Annotated in this window: 1 protein-coding gene; it reads left to right on the top strand. The window is 37.7% G+C overall.

All coding sequences use genetic code 11. The features are described from left to right. Positions 1–94: 94 nt before the first annotated feature. Positions 95–931, top strand: an 837-nt coding sequence (locus tag IM284_RS23125) for an ADP-ribosylglycohydrolase family protein (RefSeq protein ID WP_193055975.1), incomplete at its 3' end; no start/stop codon positions are given.

A 931-nucleotide genomic window follows, 5' to 3' on the forward strand; every position in this document is an offset into this window, starting at 1 on the left:
TGATGACAATTACAGAATGAAACAACATAATCTTAAAATGAAATATCCTGATGAATTCTAGGGGTTGATATTAAAAATATTTTATTATGGGTGAATGGTGATAGACTTACATGCTAATTTGAATGTATTGTTAAAATATGTAGATATATATCGTAAGTACTTACCTGTTAGCAGTCTTTCAGTCCAGCAGAAGATGCAGTATAAATATAATGATAAACTATTAGAATCATCTTTTGATTGCGATGTACAAAAACAATGGGACTTAACACCACAATGTAACATCTCACTCGCGGAATCACGGGATCGTGCTGTCGGTGCGCTTATTGGTCTTGCTGTTGGAGATGCCGTAGGTACAACGCTTGAATTTTTACCTCGTGACAAAGCACATGTCAAAGATATGATAGGTGGTGGGCCATTTCGACTCCGCGCAGGTGAATGGACGGATGATACATCCATGGCATTATGTCTTGCGGAAACGCTTCTTGAGAAAGGTGATGCTGATACTATATGCTTCAGGAATAAGCTTCTGGACTGGTATCAGCATGGTTATAACAGTTCAAATGGCATCTGTTTTGATATAGGTAATACAACTCGATTTGCTTTAGAGCAATATTTAACTGTTGGTCCCGGGTGGAGCGGTAATACTGCGCCAGAAACTGCAGGTAATGCATCCATTATCAGACAAGCACCTGTCTCAATTTTTTTTAGAAAATCATTAAACAAATCGTTTTATGAAGCAAAAAAACAAAGTATCGCAACACACGGTGCCGCGGAAGCAATAAATAGCACTCAGTATTTAAGTTATTTGCTTGTGCATATGATTAATGGTAGCAATAAAGATTTTATTTTTTCTCCGCATGTCATGCCGCTTCAGCCACGTGTAATGATTATCAACGCGGGTGAATATAAGAAAAAAACTCGCGATCAGATT

The sequence above is a fragment of the Enterobacter cloacae complex sp. P12RS genome (assembly GCF_014895875.1).
GTDB classification, from domain to species: Bacteria; Pseudomonadota; Gammaproteobacteria; order Enterobacterales; family Enterobacteriaceae; genus Enterobacter; species Enterobacter bugandensis.